Source organism: Mycobacterium gordonae, assembly GCF_017086405.1.
GTDB classification, from domain to species: Bacteria; Actinomycetota; Actinomycetes; order Mycobacteriales; family Mycobacteriaceae; genus Mycobacterium; species Mycobacterium gordonae_D.
The window spans coordinates 3570609-3590309 of record NZ_CP070973.1 but is presented as its reverse complement, the minus strand read 5'-3'; the positions used below and the strand labels follow the sequence as shown (position 1 = coordinate 3590309).

General features: G+C 66.3%; 15 protein-coding genes and 2 pseudogenes. 10 read left to right on the top strand and 7 right to left on the bottom strand.

Annotated elements, in window-relative coordinates:
- Positions 1 to 105 precede the first annotated feature (105 nt).
- A complete protein-coding gene (locus JX552_RS15175) occupies positions 106 to 684 on the top strand; it encodes a TetR/AcrR family transcriptional regulator (RefSeq protein ID WP_205878463.1) in 579 nt (192 codons plus the stop codon).
- A gap of 21 nt (positions 685 to 705) precedes the next feature.
- Here the strand turns inward: JX552_RS15175 and JX552_RS15170 are convergent, their stop codons facing one another.
- The gene (locus JX552_RS15170) at positions 706 to 1932 is read right to left on the bottom strand and encodes a hypothetical protein (protein WP_205872909.1); all 1227 of its coding nucleotides are present in this window, start codon (positions 1930 to 1932) and stop codon (positions 706 to 708) included.
- Positions 1933 to 2882: 950 nt separating this feature from the next.
- Here JX552_RS15170 and JX552_RS15165 point away from each other — a divergent pair.
- Positions 2883 to 3323: a hypothetical protein gene (locus JX552_RS15165; RefSeq protein WP_205878462.1), complete on the top strand. Its 441-nt coding sequence runs from the start codon at positions 2883 to 2885 to the stop codon at positions 3321 to 3323.
- Here JX552_RS15165 and JX552_RS15160 read toward each other — a convergent pair.
- The gene (locus JX552_RS15160; protein WP_205872908.1) at positions 3320 to 5071 is read right to left on the bottom strand and encodes an N-acyl-D-amino-acid deacylase family protein; all 1752 of its coding nucleotides are present in this window, start codon (positions 5069 to 5071) and stop codon (positions 3320 to 3322) included. The two genes, JX552_RS15165 and JX552_RS15160, sit on opposite strands and share 4 nt — an antisense overlap.
- A gap of 124 nt (positions 5072 to 5195) precedes the next feature.
- Between JX552_RS15160 and JX552_RS15155 the strand changes: the two genes are divergently transcribed.
- Genes JX552_RS15155 through JX552_RS15145 form a run of 3 tightly spaced genes read left to right on the top strand, consistent with a single transcriptional unit; the run spans position 5196 to position 8058 of the window.
- A complete protein-coding gene (locus JX552_RS15155) occupies positions 5196 to 5405 on the top strand; it encodes a ferredoxin (RefSeq protein ID WP_205872907.1) in 210 nt (69 codons plus the stop codon).
- Positions 5402 to 6805, top strand: coding sequence for an NAD(P)/FAD-dependent oxidoreductase (locus JX552_RS15150; RefSeq protein ID WP_205872906.1), 1404 nt, complete (start codon positions 5402 to 5404; stop codon positions 6803 to 6805). Before JX552_RS15155 ends, JX552_RS15150 begins: the two co-directional genes overlap by 4 nt.
- Positions 6802 to 8058, top strand: coding sequence for a cytochrome P450 (locus JX552_RS15145; protein ID WP_205872905.1), 1257 nt, complete (start codon positions 6802 to 6804; stop codon positions 8056 to 8058). The genes JX552_RS15150 and JX552_RS15145 overlap by 4 nt, the downstream gene beginning before the upstream one ends.
- Before the next feature lie 9 nt (positions 8059 to 8067).
- On the opposite strand, the pseudogene JX552_RS15140 reads toward JX552_RS15145, so the two are convergent.
- Positions 8068 to 8850, bottom strand: a pseudogene (locus tag JX552_RS15140) (LLM class F420-dependent oxidoreductase).
- A gap of 313 nt (positions 8851 to 9163) precedes the next feature.
- Between JX552_RS15140 and JX552_RS15135 the strand changes: the two are divergent.
- From JX552_RS15135 to JX552_RS15120, 4 genes and pseudogenes are all read left to right on the top strand, one after another.
- Positions 9164 to 10348, top strand: coding sequence for a cytochrome P450 (locus JX552_RS15135; protein WP_205872904.1), 1185 nt, complete (start codon positions 9164 to 9166; stop codon positions 10346 to 10348).
- Entirely contained in the window at positions 10345 to 10554 is a 210-nt protein-coding gene (locus JX552_RS15130; RefSeq protein ID WP_205872903.1) for a ferredoxin, read from the top strand. The genes JX552_RS15135 and JX552_RS15130 overlap by 4 nt, the downstream gene beginning before the upstream one ends.
- Before the next feature lie 36 nt (positions 10555 to 10590).
- Positions 10591 to 11384: pseudogene (locus JX552_RS15125) on the top strand (heavy metal-binding domain-containing protein).
- Positions 11384 to 11767, top strand: a complete 384-nt coding sequence (locus JX552_RS15120; RefSeq protein ID WP_205872902.1) for a DUF5073 family protein — start codon at positions 11384 to 11386, stop codon at positions 11765 to 11767. Before JX552_RS15125 ends, JX552_RS15120 begins: the two are co-directional and overlap by 1 nt.
- A 19-nt stretch (positions 11768 to 11786) precedes the next feature.
- Here JX552_RS15120 and JX552_RS15115 read toward each other — a convergent pair whose 3' ends face one another.
- Both JX552_RS15115 and JX552_RS15110 read right to left on the bottom strand, forming a co-directional pair.
- Positions 11787 to 13280 carry an adenylate/guanylate cyclase domain-containing protein gene (locus tag JX552_RS15115; RefSeq protein WP_205872901.1) on the bottom strand — a complete coding sequence of 498 codons (1494 nt, stop codon included), beginning with the start codon at positions 13278 to 13280 and terminating at the stop codon, positions 11787 to 11789.
- A gap of 111 nt (positions 13281 to 13391) precedes the next feature.
- Positions 13392 to 14768, bottom strand: coding sequence for a WS/DGAT/MGAT family O-acyltransferase (locus tag JX552_RS15110; RefSeq protein ID WP_205872900.1), 1377 nt, complete (start codon positions 14766 to 14768; stop codon positions 13392 to 13394).
- Between the two features lie 284 nt (positions 14769 to 15052).
- Between JX552_RS15110 and JX552_RS15105 the strand changes: the two genes are divergently transcribed.
- Positions 15053 to 15979: a putative antibiotic biosynthesis monooxygenase gene (locus JX552_RS15105; RefSeq protein WP_205872899.1), complete on the top strand. Its 927-nt coding sequence runs from the start codon at positions 15053 to 15055 to the stop codon at positions 15977 to 15979.
- On the opposite strand, the gene JX552_RS15100 is transcribed toward JX552_RS15105, so the two are convergent.
- Positions 15980 to 16855: an SDR family NAD(P)-dependent oxidoreductase gene (locus tag JX552_RS15100; RefSeq protein ID WP_205872898.1), complete on the bottom strand. Its 876-nt coding sequence runs from the start codon at positions 16853 to 16855 to the stop codon at positions 15980 to 15982.
- Entirely contained in the window at positions 16852 to 19653 is a 2802-nt protein-coding gene (locus tag JX552_RS15095) for an MMPL/RND family transporter (RefSeq protein WP_241010568.1), read from the bottom strand. The genes JX552_RS15100 and JX552_RS15095 overlap by 4 nt, the downstream gene beginning before the upstream one ends.
- Positions 19654 to 19701 lie beyond the last annotated feature (48 nt).

The window sequence follows — 19701 nt, the reverse complement described above, 5'->3', positions numbered from 1 at the left end:
AGCCAGAATCATTGTGATTTGGCCGTTCGGTAACACATGAGCCGATGTCCGGCGGTGCTTGTCGCCGCTAGTGCGCCTTCCTACACTGGACGGGTGTCTAGAGAAATGGTTTCTCCCACGGCCGGTGTGACCGCCCCGCGCCGCTCGGATCGGCGCCCGGGACAGACCATACGAAAAGTCCTCGATGCCGGCTTGGAGGAACTGCGCGAATCGTCCTACGCCGACCTGACGATGCGCGCGGTCGCCCAGCGCGCGGGAGTGTCGCCGGCCAGTGCCTATACCTACTTCTCATCGAAAAGCGCGTTGGTTGCAGCGGTTTATCTACGGTTCCTCCGCGAGTTGCCACTGCACACCGACGTGAACGACACCACCAAGACCCGGGTCAGTGCCACCATGCGGGACATGGCCCTGGTGGTCGCCGACGAGCCGGAGCTCACCGCCGCGTGCGGAGCCGCGCTGATGGCTGACGACCACGCTGTCGTCCCATTACGGGCGGAGATCGCCGAGGAGGTCTCCCGCCGGATCGGCGCCGCCCTGGGCCCAGGCTGGCCGCGGCAGGTGAAATCCACCCTGCAGATGACGTTCGCCGGCGCTCTGATGACCGCCCGCTTCCTGACCTACGGGGAGATCGCCGGCCAACTCGACGAGGCCGTCAACCTCATCCTGGGCGCCTCCGTCGCCTGAAATACCGCGAGCCCGTCGCGATTACACCGGAGTCAGCGGCAACGACACTCGTGGCTGGAAGACAAAGCTCGAACCACGACTGAACTTGGCCACCGCCACCTCGGAGAATTCCTCTGCGGGCGTGTCTGTTTCGGTGATGAGCGCCGTCCATTCGGTCGCGGTGCCGGTCACGTCGACGCGCAGGTGCGGATCCACCGCGGACGCGATCGCCTGCAATGGTGCCACCGCCTCGGGAGACACCAGCGCCGGCCATGCCTTGTCCTCATGTGCCGGTGACCGGCGAAGGCGCACTCGATCGGATTCGAAATCGGCCACCACGTAGACGGCTGGATTGAACAGCGGGTGCAGCTCCATCACGCGCAGCGCACCCTGAACTCCTGCCGGGAGGTCGAGCGCCCGATGAATCCGCTCACCGGCCACCCCCGCCAGTCCAATGAGTTGCTTGGTGGCGATCGAACTAGCCAACGCGACATCGTCGCCGGCGCGCTTACCCACCGCGAGGGCAAAGGACAGGTAGAGCAGATGCATCTGCAGGCAAACTTCATCGGCAAGGCGGACCAGAGTCGAGTGGGAGAAAGCCGCAAAATCGAAATCGGACACCAGGGCGCCGGAATAGTCGGCCTGGCCCGGCTCGGCCGTGTCTATTGGATCGAGTTCGGTGGTCGCGGCGCGGGTGCGACCGACAATCTCCAATTCCGGGATAAAGCCGACTTCAGGATAGGAGTCGTCGATGATGACCGTCCACGCGCAGTGCGGGTTACGGTCGGCTGGCATCCGCGGCGGCCGGTGGATGGGCCTCACCTGGGCCCGACGGTTGGTGGCCAGCGCTGTGGCATCGAAGGTCGGGTCTTCGATGTCGTGGCACATCCCACGCACATAGTCCTCGCCCATCGGCTCTACATCCAGCAACGCACCGCAGTGATCGAGGTGGAATTCACCGTGCCAGCGGTCATGCACCGTGTAGCGGAAGTCCATGAACTGTGGCGGAGCGCCGATGTCGAGTTGCAAGCCCTTGAAGATGGTGATGACGTCGTCGCCCTCGAAGCGCAGCGCGCGCTGCATGCGCTTGGTGTAGAGCGGGCTTGCGCCGGCCCACTCTTCGATCGCGATCTGCACCATCTCTCCGCGACCGAACTGCTGTATGCACCATGCCATTCCAGACCGGTCGATCATCTGGCCGATCAGCAGCAATTCCGGTACCAGCGTGCTGAGCTGCTCGCGGGTTAGGGCGGCGTACCTGCTGGTCACGAGCGGTCCTCCGTCCCCACCTCGCCTGCCGCACCCGTGTCCACAAATAATGGACAGGTGTCCGATTTCGCTTCTGACTCTAGCGGCCCTATCGGCAATCGGCAACAACGCTGCGGTACAGGCAAGAGAAGTCGACCGTCACCGTTTGCCCCACCTCGTTATCGGCAGCAGCCACACCACTGAAGACCACCGAGCCGCAACACTTCTAGACATATGTCCAGCACGAACTACGGCCCCCACCATGAGCTGAGCGCGTTGCCGGCCGCGCGAACCTGCGCTCCGTGGGCAATTCGGCGTCAATGCGCACCGCCGGCGATCGCGACCGCCGCGCGAACCGGTAGAGCGGCCTTTCGATAGCGCACATCGACCGCGCGGTTCACGCATTCCCCGGAACCTGCCGAGATGACCACGGAGCAATGCGGTTTCGACGGAGTTGACGAACAGTTGCGTGTCGCCAGTCTCGGGCTGGCCATCTCAGGTTGGCCTACTCGCAGACCCGGCCGCACACTGGCGGTCACCATGCACGGTCATCACGATGTATGCGCATGACGGACGGACAACCACAGGCCGCGCTCCGACGACGAACATCCAGGTGCGCCGCGACCTCGAGTTCGGCGGTGCCGGGGTGAGTTCCTGGCGATCGTCACCGAGGGCTTCCGGCGTGAAGTACCCTGCAGAGACGGTGGTGGTTTCATCCGGCTGATCTCGAACATCCTGTCATTCAGGGCATTTCGTGAACCCACCGAAGCTGCGTGAGGACGCTGTCCGTCCGGCCACACCAGCGATGCCCGGCTGCCCCGACACGAGTTGGGCGACATGGTGGCCGCCCTGACAGGCTCGCAGGGACCACCCGCAGGTTGATCCCTTTCTCGCTTTCGGCAATCCTCATCGGGGGATCTCGTGGCTGAGCCGAAGGAGGGCCGGACGTGGCCGGTGTAGGACAGATCGCGATGAACAGTGCGCCCGTCCTGGGTGGCATGATGCTCGCTCTGACCGCGGGACAGTTCCGCGGACCGGACTACCGTTCGCTGATCAAGCAGGACATGGATCTGCTCGATCGCCTGCCGCCGGAGGCCGCTGAACGGCGCGCCAACCTCCAGCGCAGCATCGATACCCGGATCGACGACCTCATCGCCGCGGCCGACAGGACCAACGCGCTGCGCAAAGCCGCGACGTCCTATCGGGGTAACTGGCGCGACATCGTGTTGTTCCTCTGTGTGGTGCTGTTCGCAATCGTCTGGTGGGACGTCAACCACAGCCGGGCCAACTGGTTGCCGACTTTTGTGTTGCTGATCGTGTTGGCGGTGGTCACCGCGGCATACGCGCTGCGCGGAATGGTGCGTGCGGGTGCGTCGCTACTGCATCGAGGCAGCACCGGCGACCCTGGTTAGCCGACCGGCGCCGGACGGCACCCACGGACCAGGCCGCCGGGTCTGGCCTCGGTCAACTCTCCCTCGGCGACCACCGTCTGCCCCCGCACCAGGGTCTCGACATAGCCGTCAGAGCGTTGAATCAAGCGGCCGGCGCCACCGGGCAGATCCGTTACTTGTTCCGGGTAATGCAGCGCGAGTCGCTCCAGATCGATCAGATTGATGTCGGCGCGTCGGCCCGGTTCCAGCACGCCACGGTCACCGAGGCCGTAGAAGCCGGCCGGGTCACCGGTGAGTCGGTGTACGGCCGTCTCCAGCGACAGGCCCGGTCCCCTGCTGCGGCCCCGGACCCAGTGCGAGAGCAGATAGGTGGTCATGCTGGCATCGCAGATGATGCCGCAATGCGCCCCGCCGTCACCGAGGCCCTGCAGACTCACCGGATCCGACATCATGTCGTGCAGATGGTCGTAGTTGTTGCCGGCGTAGTTGAGCAGCGGCAGCAGCAGGAACTCTCGACCGTCCGCCCCGAGCAGCACGTCGTAAGTGACTTCCCAGGGGTCGCGCCCCTCCCGTTCGGCGATGGACGCCACGCTGTCCTGTGGTGCGGGTTCGTAGTTGAGTGCGGCGCCAAGCGGATACAGCCGCGCGAAGATGCGCCGGTTGAGCTGGTCTGCCGACGGCTGCGACGTCGGGTCGGGTGGCTCTGCCAGGATCCGGGAGCGCACCGCGGGATCCCGCAGGCGATGCACCCGCTGCTCGAGCGGCAGGTCTATCAAGGAACGGTAGGTGGCCCGATGGCGGAAGGGATTCATCCGCGACTGGTGGCCCATCAGCATGCCGAACGCCCGGCAGGCGACCTGTGGACGGATAGCCGCACCTTCGGCGTTGGCCATGTGTACCGCAGCGAACCAGCTCCGCCAGTCGTGCGGGTCCTGCTCGTTGACCATCGCCAGAAACGTCAGCGGTATTCGGTACTTTCGCCCCAGCCGGGTGATCCAATCGATCTCGGCGTCGATCGAATGGCGGTGATCGCCGCCCATCGCACCGCCCACTCCGGCCGGGACCACCTGCAGCACGCCGGAACGCACCTGCGCCATGACGGCCATCAGGGCAGCCAGCTCCGCTTCCTCGGAATAGGTACCGGGCACGGGCTCCCCCGATGCGCTGCGATGGCCGGCCGTGCGGCCGAACGACATGCCGAGCGCCCCCGCGCGCAGGCCGTCATCGACGATCCGGCTCATCGCGTCGATGTCCGCGGCGGTCGCGGAATCCTGGGCGCGGTCACCCATCACGAACCCGCGAACCGCCGCATGGGGAATCTGGGCGCCGACGTCGACAGCCCTGGGCATTCTCCCCAGAGCGTCCAGATACTCACCGAACGACTCCCATTCCCAGGCGATCCCTTCCGAGAGTGCCGAGCCCGGAATGTCTTCGACACCCTCCATCAGGTCGACCAGCCACTCGTGCCGATCCGGCCGCACCGGTGCGAACCCGATGCCGCAGTTACCCATGATCGCGGTGGTGACGCCGTGCCAGCAGGACGGTGTCAGGTGTGGGTCCCAGGTGGCCTGGCCGTCGAAGTGCGTGTGCACATCGACGAAACCCGGTGTGACGGTGAGGCCGTCGGCGTCGATGGTGCGCCTGGCGCTTCCACCGACCCGGCCGATCTCGACGATGACACCGTCGCGCACCGCCACATCGGCGGTCTTCGGGGCGCCACCGGTGCCGTCCACCACCGTGCCGGCCCGAATGATCAGGTCGTACGTCATGGCCGCCTCCAGGTGCCAACTGGCTATCTCTGTAATGATAACAATGTTAAGTCTGCACCGGCCGCACGCACCGGCTGGCGTACGATCGCGACGTTCGCCGCTCGCCGAGTGAGAAAGCTGTGGCATGCGCATCGTCGTGGATCTGAACAAGTGCCAGGGTTACGCGCAGTGCGTCCCACTGGCGCCCGACGTTCTGAAGCTGCTCGGTGACGAGGCGCTGTCCTATGACCCCAATCCCGAGGACGCGCAACGACAGCGGGTACTGCGCGCCGCCGCGTCGTGTCCGGTGCAGGCGATCATCGTCGAGACCTACACCCCCGAGGCGCAACCGTGAAGAATCCGCTCGTCGCGGAGCTTGTCAAAGCCTTCCGCGCCGAGGCCCGCATCGTCATCGTGGGGGCATCACTGGCCGGCCTTCGGGCGGCGGAGGCGTTGCGGGAGCGAGGTTTTCGTGGTCACTTGACGCTAATCGGTGATGAGCCGCATGAGCCGTACGATCGCCCGCCGCTGTCCAAACAGGTCCTCAAAGGGTGGGTGCCCGCAGACCACACGAAGCTGCCGCGGCTGCGTGCGCTGGACGCCGACTGGCGATTGGGGGTGGCGGCGGTCGGCCTGGACCGCATCAATCGCCGGGTGTTACTGGCCGACGGGCACGCCGTCGAATACGACCGGCTGCTGATTGCCACCGGGGTGCGGGCCAGGCCGTGGCCCAACCCGGCCGAAGGCGCGCTGGACGGGGTGTTCACCGTGCGCACCTGTGACGATGCGGCTCGCCTGCAGGCGGCCTTGCGCGAGCGGCCGCGGCGGGTGCTGGTCGTCGGCTCGGGTTTCATCGGCTCGGAGATCGCCTCGGTCTGTTGCGAGCTGGGGCTGCCGGTCACAGTCGCCGAACGCGCCGGCGGACCGTTGGTCGGCGCGCTGGGCGGGGTGATCGGCGATATCGCGGCGGGTATGCACCGCGACGCCGGTGTCGATCTGCGCACCGGTGTCTCGGTGCAGGCGCTACTGGGCGACGCCGCCGGCCACGTTCGACAGGCGCAGCTGTCCGACGGCGTCACGCTGGACGTCGACGTCGTCATCGCGTCATTGGGGTCTGTCCGCAACGTCGAATGGTTGCAGGGCGCAGGTCTGGCCAGCGGCTTCTGGGGCGTGGGGTGTGATGCGGGTTGTCGTGCGTTCGACATCAACGGGGTGGTGACCGACAACATATTCGTTGCCGGCGACATCGCCCGGATGCCGCACGTGCTCTACGAATACCAGTTCATCTCGATGGAGCATTGGGACAATGCGGTCTTCGGTGCGAAAGTGGCCGCCAACAACATGATCAGCCTGGAGACGGAGCGTCGTCCGCACCTTCCGGTGCCGTCGTTCTGGTCGGGCCAGTTCGGCGTCAACATCAAGGGCGCCGGGGTCTGTTCGTTCGGTGACGAGATCGTCTTCACCCAGGGCAGTCCCGGACAGCGACGGTTCGCCGCCGCATACGGACGACGGGGACGCATCGTCGGCGCCGTCACCTTCGACCACGGCAAATGGCTTCCGTACTACACCTCGCTGATCGAACGATCGGCACCGTTTCCGCCTCCCCCACCGGGATATGATCGGCCACCCGACATGACGCCGATACCCGCGCGTTTCCCGGATCCGCGAGTCCCGACCGGGCTGCCGGATGTGGTGCTGACCGGACACGACCCGACGTCGCGGGGAGCCGAGTTCCGACCCCGGGAGCTGCCATGACCGCACGAGAAGTCTGGGCCGCGGCGATGACATACGACAACCGCGCCGACCCCTACCCGTTCTTCGACGAACTGCGCAAGACACCGGTCGTCCAGGTAGCCGACGATCTCTACGTCGTCACGGGCTACCGGGAACTGCTCGCACTTGCTCATGATCCCCGGATCAGCTCCGACATCCGGCGCAGCCCGCTACGCGGCGGACAGGATCCCGAGGTCGAAGACCTCGGGCACTACGGCCACCAGCAGAGCATCATCGTCTCCGATCCACCCGATCACGACCGCGCCCGCCGACAGGTGATGCGGCACTTCGGGCCTCCGCACTCTCCGGGGGTGATCCCTGCCACCGAGCCGAGCATCTCGGCACTGTGCAACAGACTGCTCGACGGGTTGAAAGCCAACGGCAGTACGCGTTTTGACGTGGTGAACGACTATGCGTACCCGGTTCCCGTCATGGTGATCTGCCGGATCCTGGGTGTGCCGCTGCAGGATGAGCCCACCTTTCACGCCTGGATCTACGACATGCTGTCCGGGCTGGACCTCGGGCCGGACGCGGCTACCGACGAAGGCAGGGCGCGCGTTGAGAAAGGCCGCACCAGCGGGGAGGCGCTGCGCCGCTATCTCGCCGAGTTGATCGACGGCTACCTGCACCATCCGGCCGACTGCCTGCTGTCCAATCTGGTCAACGACACCGACGGGCCCGACGGTGCGATGTCGCCGCAGGAGGCGCTGTCCAACGCGCAACTGCTGCTGATCGCCGGCCACGACTCGACGGTGAACACCATCTCGAACTGCGTGCTGACCCTGCTGCGCAATCCCGGATCCTTCGACCTGCTGCGGCAACGTCCCGAGCTCATCCCGCGGGCGATCGAGGAAGTACAGCGCCTGCAGTCTGCCGTGCAGTTCTTCCCCAGTCGCAGCGCCACCGATGACATCGAGATCGCCGGCACCGTGATCCGCAAAGGTGCCGCGGTGCATCTGATGTACAGCGCCGCCAACCGCGACCCGGCGCGCTTCCCCGACCCCGGCAGATTCGACCCGCAACGCCCGGACAACGAGCACTTCGGCTGGGGCAGCGGCATCCACACCTGCATGGGCGGTCCCCTAGCCCGGCTGGAGGTGAATCTGGCACTGGAAACGTTCCTGCGCCGAGCGGACAATCCGCGTCTGGTGGTCGATCCGCCGCCGTACCGACGCAGCCAGATCTTCCGCGGTCCCCTGCATCTGCCGGTCGAGGTCGACGGGATCCGCGACTGACACCAGCGCCTACACCCCGTCGCGCCAGGCGATCAACTCCGCGAGAGCGGTCAAGTCATAACCGTTTTCATTCGGCGTGAGCTCCACGGTGAACAGCGTCGCACCCTCTTTGTGGTACAGATCGGCATCACTGGGGCCGCGCCACAACACCGCTCGCTCGATTGCCGAATCGTCGCGTTGCGCCGCTTCGGCATAGGACTTGAGCAGGTTGTCAGCGCGGCGGAATTCATCGAGGGGCGCGGCGCTGTGCCAGATGTCGGCGAAGCCCGCGATCAGCGGCAGGGTCTTGTTGTCGCCGGATCCATCGATGAGGATCGGAATCTCCCGTAGCGGCGGCGGAATGAGCCGCGCCAGTCGATACTCGATCCGCGCCAGCCCCTCGACCAGCTCCCGGAACCGATCGCCCGCACTCGGGTAGTCGTATCCGTATGTGGTGTCTTCCTTTTCGTACCAGCCGGCGCCGAGCCCCAGAATGAGCCGACCGCCGCTGATGTGGTCCACGGTCCGCGCCATATCGGCCAGCAGGTCCGGGTTGCGGTATCCCGAACCGGTGACCGGCAGTCCGATCTCGGCTCGTGAGATCAACTCGCCCCACGCAGCCAGGGCCGTCCATCCTTCGAAGTTGGTGCCATCCGTGCTGGCCGGGCACCGGCTGATGGAAGTGGTCGCAACCGAATATCACGTCGGTGCCCATGGCCTCAGACTCGCATACCGCTTGACGCGACGCGGCATAGCTGGGTGTGCCCCCGGACGCAGTTGGGCCCCGACCCGGATCCGGCGCGGTGATGTCATTCAAACCTCTTGTAGTCGTGACGAATTGGGACAGTTCAGGCGCGCTTGCCGTCGCTCGCTGGCGATTTCGCGCCGGCCCCCGTTGCCCCGCGCGGTTCATCGATACCTCTGCCCTCAAGTTAACCCGGGTGCCCTCGAGGTAACCCGGGGCCGCTGCCACATATTTCTGACACGCAATCCAACTTCCCGATGTCGGCCTTCAATATTTGTGATGTGCGCCGAAGGACGACGGTCGCGACGCCAAGTTATCTAACTTACGTATTTTTACAAGACAAGGATTGCCCGCCGCTCGGTGCGGTGTCAGGCTGGCTGTATGACAGAAGCGGAATCATTCGTCGACCAGGCTGTGATGGGTCTTGCCGAACCTCAGCCCATGTACAAGGCGCTGCGGGAATCGGCCCCGGTGTTCCGGTCACCCCAAGCGGTGGTGCTCAGCCGGCTTTCGGACATCGAGATGGCCCTCAAGCGCACGGACTTGTTTTCGTCGAACATGGACGCGGTCGATCTGGGCAATCTGCGGCCGCTGATTCCGCTGCAGGTCGATCCGCCCGAGCATGCCAAGTACCGCCGCATTCTGGATCCGCTGTTCACCCCGCGCGAGATGGCTCGGCGGGAACCGCAGGTCACCGCGCTGGTCAACGAGATGATCGACCGCTTCGCGGACCGCGGCTCGTGTGACTTCCACGAAGAGTTCGCCGTGCCGCTGCCGTGCACGGTGTTTCTGCAGCTGCTCGGCCTGCCGCTGGAGGACCTCGACAAGTTCCTGGAATGGAAAGACGGCGTCATCCGGCCGGCGGGATCCACCGGTTACGACGATCGCCACGAGGCGTCGGCCGACGTCGCCGAACAGATCTACGAATATTTCGAGCGCGCCATCGACGACCACATCGCGCACCCTCGCGACGATCTGCTGTCAGCGATGATCGCGACGCACTTCAAGGAGGACGGCGGTGCGGCGCTGTCACGCGAGGAGCTGCTCGACATCTGCTTTCTCTTCCTGATCGCCGGCCTGGACACGGTGACGGACTCGCTGGACTGCTTCTTCGTGTACCTGGGGCGACATCCGGACCATCGTCGACAGCTGGTCGAGCAGCCTGACATTCTGCCGCACGCCATCGAGGAATTGCTGCGGTGGGAGACACCCGTGCCCGGAGTCGCCCGAGTCGCCATGCAGGACGTCGAGGTCGGTGGGTGCCCCATCAGCAGAGGCGAGCGGGTCAGCCCGTTGCTCGGCGCGGCCAACACCGATCCGGCCGAGTTCACCGACCCCGAGCGGGTGGACTTCAGCCGGAGTCCGAACCGGCACCGCGCGTTCGGCGGGGGCCCGCACCGCTGCCTGGGGTCCCACCTGGCGCGCATGGAACTTCGGGTCGCACTGCGCGAGTTCCATCGGCGCATCCCCGACTACGAGATACCGCCCGGCACCGAGCTGAAGTACACGGCTGCTTTGCGCTCGGTCGAAGCGCTGCCACTGACCTTTCCGGCGCCGGCGCGATGACGCGGGTAGCCGTAGACGCCGACCGTTGTGTGGGTCACGGTCGTTGCTATTCGCTGGCGCCGCACATCTATGACTCCGACGACGTCGGCCACTGCGTCGTGCTTGTTCAGGACGTCTCCGGAGACCAAGAGCAGCAGGCGCTCACCGGAGCGCAGAACTGCCCGGAAGAGGCGATCACGCTTACTCCTTCCGCGGCCCGTCGGTAGGTACGCTGTCGCAAACGACAGAAGGGACGCCCGCGCATGGAACCAGGCTCGCTCGATCCGGTAGCCAGCGAACGGTTATCGCACGCCGCCAAGTCGTGGACGTCCGACTTGTCGATCAACGAGTTCGCACTGCTGCACGGAGCCGGGTTCGAACCGATCGAGCTGGTGATGGGCGTCTCGGTGTATCACGTCGGTTTCCAGTTCTCCGGAACCGGTTTGCGGCAGCAGCAAGAACTGGGAGTGCTGACCGAGGCGACGTATCGCGCCCGGTGGAATGCCATGGCGCGCATGCAAGCTGAGGCCGACGCGCTGCACGCCGACGGTATCGTCGGCGTCCGCCTGAACTGGCGGCATCACGGCGAGGGGGTGAACATCTGGAGTTCATGGCGGTCGGCACCGCGGTCCGCTACACCGAGAAGCCCGGGGCGTACCGGCGTCCGAACGGACAGGCGTTCTCCAGCCACCTCTCTGGGCAAGACATGGTGACCCTGCTGCGCTCGGGCTACACACCGGTCGCCTTCGTAATGGGCAATTGCGTGTTCCACATCGCCGTGCAGGGGTTCATGCAGACCCTCAAGCAGATCGGCCGCAACATGGAGATGCCGCAGTGGACGCAGGGCAACTACCAGGCGCGTGAGCTGGCGATGTCGCGCATGCAGACCGAGGCCGAGCGCGACGGCGCCAACGGGGTGGTGGGCGTGCACTTCGCCATCTCGAACTACGCGTGGGGACACCACACGGTGGAGTTCTACACCGCGGGAACCGCGGTGCGCCGCACCGGAAGCGGGGAAACCATCAAGCCGACGTTCGTGCTGCCGATGGACAGCTGATGTACGAGTTCGACGCCGAGCGGGTCAGTCGCACCATCGCGGGCGCGCTCGCCGGCCCCGGCGGTATCGCGATGGTCGTGAAGGTGTTCGCCGGGCTGCCCGGGGTGATTCACACGCCGGCCCGGCGTGGATTTTTCTCCTCCAGCCCCGAGCGAGTGCAGATCGGCGACTGGCGCTACGAGGTCGCTCGCGACGGACGGTTGCTCGCGGCGCACGTGGTGAACGCCATCGTGATCGCCGAGGACATCCTGCCGGCCGACGCCGTCGGGCCCCACATCACCCGGTCGTTGCATCAGATCGTGGCCCGGTACGGAGCAACCGTGGTCCCCAATATCAACGCCGCGGTCGACGTGCTGAGTACCAGCCCTGGTTATCCATACTGAAATATCGAGCACCGCAACGTTATTCGTCGCACACGTTAGGTACGACGATGTCTGTAGAGCTGTCCCGGCCGCGCAGCACGGTGGTCATGAGCAGGCGCCAGTGCTGTGCTTCGTCGTCCGCGGCGCATCGGCGCGCGGCGCCGGACGCCGCCACGCCGCCGTGCTGCTTGGCCACCTCGGTGAGCCGGGCCGCCTCGTTCACCGGATCGCCGATGACGGTGTACTCGTACCGCCGGGACTCGCCGATGTTGCCCGCGAACACCGTTCCCGCCGACACCCCGATGCCGGCTCTGATTTCCGACCGATTGAGCCGACGGCCGAGTTCGCGCGCCGCCGCCAGAGCCGCGCCCGCGTAATCGGGCAATTCGATCGGGGCGCCGAAGATCGCCAGCGCGGCGTCGCCTTCGAATTTGTTGATGAGTCCCTGGTGGCGCTCGACCACGTCAACCACCACCGCGAAGAACTCATTGAGCAGCGCGACGAGGGCTTCCGGTGGCATCCGCTCGGCCAGCCGGGACGAGCCGACCAGGTCGACGAACAGCGCGGCAGCCTCGCAACTGACTCCGCCCAGGGCGGCGTGGACGCCGTTCTCGGAAGCGCCCTGTTCGGCCAGGCGGGCGACGTCACGCCCGACGTGACGGCCGAACAGGTCCCGCAACCGCTCGCGTTCGCGCAGTCCCGCCGCCATGGTGTTGAAACCTGCCTGTAGCAGGCCCAGTTCGGAGGCCTCGAACACCGGCACGGTTGCGTCGAAGTCGCCACGTTCGACGCGCCGCATCCCGCGCCGGACCTCGTCGATCGGATCAGCGCTCACCGCGCCGGTGAAGGCGGTGATCGCCAGCCCGCTCACGGCAGCGCAGCCACCGATAGCCAGCACCACGTAGGCCAACCGGCGCCCGGAATAGTCGACGACCAGCGCGCTGGCCCCGACCAGCAGCAGCTGCAGCAGCGGGACGCCGGTACCGAGCGTCCACGCCGACACCGCCCGCAGCCGCAGCCCAGGCCCGCGTGCGGAGGTCGGCGGGCTGTGGGTGAGCACCTCGGCGACGAACGGCCGGAGTATCCGTGTGCACAACCAGTAGGCGACCGCGGTGGTCACGAAGCTGCCGAGCAACACCGACACACCCAGCGTCGTCGCCAACCAGGGCGCGTCGAGATTGATCACCACCAGGATCACACCGGCGGCTACCCAGACCGCACCGTGGATAGCGGCGGTGCGCGACGGGATTGCCATCAACACCCGTTTTCGCGCGGACTCCTCGTCGTGGTCACTGCGGTAGGTGGTCGCCAGGAGTCCGCTGATGATGGCGGTCAGCGCTGCGACCGCGACGTAGAGCGTCATCGCCAGGACGTTGAGCCGCAGCACATGCCGCTCGCTGAGCGCATGGCCGGTAGGCAGGGCCCAGAACGTCGTCACCCCGATCACCGCCGCCCCCAGCACATTCGGAAACAGCGCGGCCAAGACCAGCAGGGCGCGCGTCGTCCACGGCACCGGGAACTGCCGGCGTTTCACCAGCGTCGCGTTCGGTGGTCGTCGGTCTGGGAGCGTTCCACGGGCTATAACCTGCCATAGACCACCCCGATGGTGCGCCGGTTCAGCTTCCGTCGGTCGCTGTGCCGGCGCTCATTGATTGCGGCAGACCAGCAACTCCTTGAGTGCATCGGGGAACGCGTCGGCCATCGCCCACAGCTCCGGTACCAGGTCCGGGCAGGAGATGATGCCGATGCCCAGCGCCCCGTCGAGGGACATGACGGTGATGTTGAGACCCGCACCACCAAGGAGCGGCCCCAGGGGATACATCGACTCGATCCCGCAGCCCAGGAAGTACAACTGATCCTGCGGTCCGGGCACATTCGACAAGATCATGTTGTAGGCGGGGCTGGTGCTCAACGGGATTCGGGGCAGGATCCGCATCGCCGCACCGAACATCGTCGGCCCGCCGAACTCGGTCCAGTCGTGCAAGAGGGTAGGCCCCATGGCCGCGGTGTGTTCCTTGGCCGCGTTGTTGCCCGCGGCGATGGCACGGAGGCGAGCTGCGGGATCGGCGATCTGAGTCTGCATGCGGCAAAACATCCACGTGGTCTGGTTGCGGCCGGGTCGCTGCGACTTGTCGCGCACCGAGACCGGCACCGTGGCGACCAACGGAACGTCGGGAAGTTCGTCACGCTCGAGCAGGAACCGTCGCATCACCCCGGCGCATAGTGCCACCACGACGTCGTTGACGGTCACCCCGAACCGGTCCTTGACACGCTTGATATCCCGCATATCGAGTTGGGTGAAGGCCACGTTGCGGTGATGCGTCAACGGCCCGTTGAATGCGGTCGCCGGCGCACTGAACGGTGCGGCCATGGTGCGGCCCTCGCGCGCTCGCAGGACGGTCTGCGCGAGGGTGATCATCGTCGCGGGCACCACCGTGGCCAGCCGCAACGGTCGCTTGGCCACATTGAGCAGTCCACTGGCCGCGATCTGTAGCGCACTGGCACCTCCGGCACCCACAACCGGTTGCGGTGCCGGAGCATCGGGGACCAGGCTGCACAGCTGGGCCAACAGATTCGCCCCGGCGACGCCGTCGACCACGGCATGGTGCACCTTGAGCACCACCGTCAGCCCGTGTTCGCGGGCACCGCACTCGATCACCCACATCTCCCACAACGGACGGTCCCGGTCCAGGGGAAGACCCGCGATGTGTCCGCAGATCTCGGCCAGTTCGCGGCGTCCTCCGGGTGAGGGCACCGCGACCCGGTGCAGGTGGCGCCGCAGCGCAAAGCTCTCATCGTCCACCCACACCGGGTGGTCCGGATTCAGTTGCGTATCAGCGAGTTTCATCCGGAACTCGGGCACCGCCCGCACGTGCTGCGCCAGCAGAGCACGAAGCCGGGCGTAGGTATAGCCACAAGGCATCGTCGATGTATCGAGTTCCAGCACGCAGCAGACGTTCAACGGCTGCGTCGGTGTCTCCATGTAGAGGAAGAAAGCATCAAGTCCACTGAGTCGTTCCATAGCCGCCCACCCGACTAGTCACGTGCACATTCATCTGTCATCACCCCACGGCTCCCCCATCAGCCTCCCCTTCGAGACCGGGCACCGAGGTTGGGCATCGCGTACCCGGGCCCACAAATCGCTAAACCCGTTCGATGCGCGCGTAGGCGGGCGTCGCCGGCGAGAGTGGGGTTGACGCCGGCGCTGTTCTGTTCGAGGCCGACTCCTGCGGCAGCCCGGGTGATCGGGACCCCAACGTTGCGAATTGATCCGGATGTCGATGAGTCGGGTGGTAGACAACTGGCATGACTGTTGGCGCGGCCGCGATCACGATCTTTCATCCGCCGGGGAATCCGGATCGGTTCGACGGCTGGGTGCAGGGTTACCTCGGCACGGCCGGGCAGGCGCCGGGATATGTCGCTGCGCGGTCATCGGTTCCCGGCGGCGGCCAGTTGGACTGGGCCGTCGAGGTGTCTTTTGACAGCTCCGAGTCACTCGACGCATGGCTCGACAGCGCGCCGCGTCGCACCCTGCTCGCCGACGGCGCGGCACAGGGATTCGGCCGATCGGCCGCCGATCTCATCCTGGCGCCGGGCGAACTGCCACCGGGCAATATCGGGGTCTTCCTGCACAGCGTCGCCGCGGGCAAGGACGCAGATTTTGTTGGCGCGCAACGCGATCTGACGCTCATTACGGCCACCTTCGCCGGATACGAGGGGACGGCACTGTTTCCCGGCGACCCGAGCGGGCAGTGGATGTCGGTGCTGCGCTTCCGTACCGCCGGGCAACTCGCCGCGTGGATCCGGTCCGGGGAGCGCAGGTTGGCGCTGCCCAGTTTGCGTCAGGAACTGACGGACGACTTTGCGGAACTTCCGCGCAGTGCCCCGTTCGGTTCGACGGTTCGTGTCGCCGACGGTCAGGCCAAGATCACACCCGCATGGAAATCTGCGATGCTGGTGATCCTGTGCCTCTACCCCACCGTAATCCTGCTCTCCAAAACTCTGACCCCGGAGCTGAACCGCGTCGGAATCGACCAGGCGGCAGCCATTTTCGTCGGCAACGTCATTAGTGTCGCAGCGCTGCAATGGCTTCTGGTGCCCGCGGCGTCGCGGCCGTTCCGGCGCTGGCTCGACCCCATCGACGGCGCGGGCACGCGCATCAGCCTGGCCGGGGCGACGGTGGTGGCCGCCGGATACGCGCTTCTGCTGCTGGTTTTCGGCCTAGTGGGTTGATCACCCGCCGATCATGGTGTGCAACTGGTCGACTGACCAGGGCGCATTGTCCGAGTGATCACGATAGCCGAGCACCTGGGATGTGGGCCGAGGCAGGCGCCCCACAAAATTGCCTGCGGCAACGAAGATCTGACCGGTGACTTCGCGCGCGAGATCACCGGCGAGATAGGCGTAGAGCGGAGCCACGAAGGCGGGCGGGGCGGCGTCCAGTGAGGCACGCATCGTCATCTCGTCGAGCAGTCCACGGCGATGCAGGTCGATGATGTGCCGTTCGTACTCCGGACCCGTGGACAATCGGGTTCTGGCCCCAGGACACACCACATTGGCCCTCACCCCGGCGCCTTTGAGCTCCGCCGCTATGGCCATGGTCAGGCCATTGACGGCAGCTTTGCCGGCCGGATAGCCGGTACCGCCGTAGTCGCCGAGGAAGGCGACCGAACCCGTGTTGATGATCGAGCCGTGACCCTGCGCGGCCATCACCGGTGCGGCGACCCGACAGGTGTGAAACACCGTCCCGAGATGCGCACCGATCAGGCTGTCGAACTCCACCGGTGAGATCCCCAGAATCGAAGAGCCCGGTGGCTCGGCGATCCCGGCGCAATTGATCAGAACGTCGAGCCGTCCGAAGGATTGAACACACGCGTCGATCAGGCCCGCGGCGACGTCTTCATCACCGGCTGTACCGGCGACGCCGACCGCGGCGCCGCCCGACGCGGTGAGCGAGTCGACAAGCTGCCCTACTGCCTCGGGGTCACGGCCGTTGACCACGACGGCCGCACCCATCGTGCAGAGCACTTCGCTGACTGCGCGCCCGATCCCGCGGCTGCCGCCGACCACCACCACACCACGGTCGGTGAGCAGGCCATCCACGCTCATCTGGTCGCGGTCGCAGGTTCGAGTTCCTCATCGTCGGCGGCCGTACGCCGGGGCCACCACAGCCAACGGTCCAGCACCACCATCATCGCCGGAAGCACGAACGCCCGGACAACCAGCGCGTTCACCACCAGCCCGAGTCCCACGGTGACGCCGATCTGCGCCACGCTCAGCACGCTGCTGATCCCCAGGGCGAGCATGGTCAGGCCGACGACGACACCGCCGGCGGTGACGACCAACCCGGTCGCGGCGGAGGCCCGGATGATGCTGGTACGCAGCCCCGCGGAGAGTTCCTCGCGAATGCGCAGCGCGAACAGCAGGTTGCCGCCGGAGGCTATGCCGACCATCGACACGAACGCGATAGGTGGCACCGACCAGTGCAGGTCGTGGTGCAGCAGACGGTGGAAAAGCAGCACGCTGGCCCCGAGCGCGCTGACGTAGGAGGCCAGGATCGTCGCCAAGACGACGAATCCGGCGATCGGACTGCGTAGCAGCAGCGCGGCGATGAAGAGGATGACGGCCAAGGTGATGACCACCATCAGGGCCAGGTCACCACCAACGATGTCCTGCAGGTCACGGGTGGCCGGTCCGACACCGATGAGTTCGACCGCGGTCGCCGGTAACGCGCCGTCTTTGACCGTGTCGGTCACCGCGGCCGCGATCGCACGAGCCCGTGCGGCACCTTCATCGCCCCATTCCAGTCCCTGGCCGTAGACGAACAACCGAGTGGCATGCCCGTTCGGCGAGAAGAACTGATCGAGCGTGGGTCGCATGGCCGGATCGGTCAGGATGCGGCGGGACGCGTAGAGGTTTGCACCGGGGCTGCCCTGCGAGACCGAGGCCAGCCGGTGCAAGTAGTCCGGAAGCTCCTGAATGGGCACCGGACGGGGATTGCTCAACAGATCTCTGACCTGAGCTGCCATCCCCCGGACCTGGGCCATCTCGGTGCTCACCTCGGCCAGCACCTCGGGCAGGGGCACGCCGGGTTTCGCGGCCGCGTCCACTGCCGCCTTCGCCAGCGTGTCGGCCGCTTCCACCAGTTTGTTCGAGCCCGCCACCACCGCGGTGGCCCACTGCACCGCCTCTTGGGCCGACGAACACACCGGAGTCGTGCGGCAGTCGCTGATCGAGCCGACGAAACTGCGCAGTGGATCGAAGATCTCGGCGACGTCTGCGGCTCGGGCCCGGATCTTGTCGGTGGCCTGCTGCGTCAGGCGTACCGCCAAACTCACACCACCGATGGCGTAAGCGCCCGCTTGGGTGCTGGACTGGATCAGATCGAGTCCGGAACCCAGCTCACGCACCCCGGCGTCGAGGTCGGTGAACGTGCTGTCCTTGGCGGCGAGCTGGTCGGAGAACTGGTCGAGCCGGTCGCCGACATTGCCGCCGGTGGCCGACAGGGAGGCCTGCTTGGACACCATTCCACTGGGATGGCTCGCCGATTGCACCATGCGCACACCGGAGATGCCCATGATGGCGCCGGTGACCCGCCCGATCGCGGCCAGCGCGGCGGGGTTGCGCAAGTCCTCGTCGGTCTCGATCGTCACGACGTCAGGCTGGACGTGATTAGCGTCGAAGTGCTGGTTGACAGCGCGGTAGCCGCGGTTGGCTTCGGTGTCGGGTGAGGTCGACGCGGTTTCGTCCCAGCCGATCGGCACGCCCGGCAGACCGAGCAGCATGATCAGCACGAAGACGCTGGTGGCCACCAGAATGGGTGCCGGCCAGCGCGCGACGTGGGTGCCGACGCGCCGCCAGCGCCGGCGCAGCCATTCCCGCTGCGGCGGCTTGACCAGCCCGGCCCTACTGGCGAGCGCGATGAGGGCCGGCGTCAACGTCAGGCTGGCCACACCGACGGCGAGCACACCGATCGCACACAGGATGCCCGTCGTGGCGAACATGCTGATCCGGGCGAGACTCAGCCACCCGACCGCGCCCAGCGGAGCCACCACGATAAGCGTGGATCCCACGATCGCGGGCGCCACGCTGCGGTAGGCGTCGGCCAACGCGTCGGCGGGATCGAAACCTTTCCGGCGCTGTTCGTGGTACCGGCCGAGTAGGAAGATCGCGAAGCCGGTACCCGCTCCGACAGCCACCGCGACGGCGATGGACAGCGAGAACAGCGACACGCTGATCCACTGGCGGGAGGCGAGGTCGGAGATGATGGGCTTGGCGACGGTCAATCCCGACATCACCGAGGCCAGTGGCACCATCGCCGTAATCACCGACCGGTACAAGATCACCAGGAAAACGAACAGGACTCCCAGGGTCACAGCGGTGATGACCTGAGTCTGCCGATCGATCGCGGCGAACTCATCCATGATGGTGGCGCCGGCCCCGGTGATGTAGACCCGCAGACCGTCAGGAGGGTGCAACGCGGCCACGATGGTTCGCGCCGCGGTGATCGAGTCGACGGCTTCGGTTGAACCCGTCACCCCGTCCAGGCGCAGCGTCGCCGTCACCACGTGGCCGTCGCGGCTGACCGCCGTGTCTCCCGCCGCCGGCATCCGCCACCAGTCCGTCACGTCGTACACATGTTTCGTGTCAGCGCGCAACGCGGTGATCAGTTGCTCGTAGAACGCCCGGTCCTGATCACTGAGCGGGCCGTTGCGTTCGAGTACCAGGTAGGCGACGTTGTCGGTCGGCGCCTGCGAGAAAGCAGCCGCCGAGCGTTGCACCGCAAGAGAAGTCGCGGTGCCGACCGGCAGGAACGGCTGGTCGAGGTCCGCCACGACCCGCTCGAGCGGCGGTGCAAGGCTGTTGCCGGCGACCGCGGCAAAGGCCCAGACACCGACGACCAGCAACGCGAAACGATAGATTAGGCGAGGAATCAACGCGTAGGCCTCAGTCCC